We start from the raw sequence: 752 nt of genomic DNA, 5'->3' as shown, positions 1-752 counted from the left end.
AGGCAGCAATTGGGTTCGCCAGTACTCTTTCGCCAAACGCGCCCCGGTCTATATGGCAAGCCTTTTAAGATGATTAAGTTTCGTACTATGAAAGAGGCGATAGATGCTAAAGGCAATCCATTGCCAGATGAGGCGCGCCTAACCTCATTCGGTCACATGCTGCGTAATATGAGCCTGGATGAATTACCAGAGCTATGGAATGTGATTAAAGGCGATATGAGTCTAGTAGGGCCACGTCCGCTGTTGATGGAGTATATACCCCTATATAATGATGAGCAATTGCGCCGTCATCACGTGCGCCCTGGCATCACAGGGTACGCGCAGATCAATGGACGTAATGCTATAAGTTGGGACGAAAAATTTGCACTTGATATATGGTACGTTGACAATCGGTCTTTTTGGTTAGATATGAAAATTTTATTCAAAACTGTCAAAAAAGTGATCCTAAAGGACGGTATCAATGCTGACGGCGAAGCGACGATGAGCAAGTTCACAGGTAATAAGATGATACTAAGCGATTAAATATATTGTAGAGGTGCATATGCTAAATACTAAGTTTTCACCATGGCCGAGTTTCACAAAAGAAGAAGCCAATGCCGTTAGCCAAGTGCTTTTATCTAACAAAGTGAACTACTGGACTGGGAATGAATGTCGTCATTTTGAGCGAGAGTTCGCTGACTGGACAGGTAGCAATTATGCAATAGCATTGGGCAATGGTACTTTAGCTCTAGATTTGGCACTACAAGCTTTAG

At 43.4% G+C, this 752-nt stretch carries 2 protein-coding genes; both read left to right on the top strand.

What is annotated here, in order from left to right:
* Positions 1-522: sugar transferase (locus ACTXGO_RS15330; protein WP_443575124.1), on the top strand; the 522-nt coding region annotated here is incomplete at its 5' end.
* Positions 523-541: 19 nt separating this feature from the next.
* The coding region (locus tag ACTXGO_RS15325; protein WP_443575123.1) for a DegT/DnrJ/EryC1/StrS family aminotransferase at positions 542-752 on the top strand (211 nt) is incomplete at its 3' end.

The sequence above is a fragment of the Psychrobacter sp. T6-1 genome, assembly GCF_052258445.1.
This window is presented reverse-complemented; position numbering and strand designations above follow the sequence as displayed.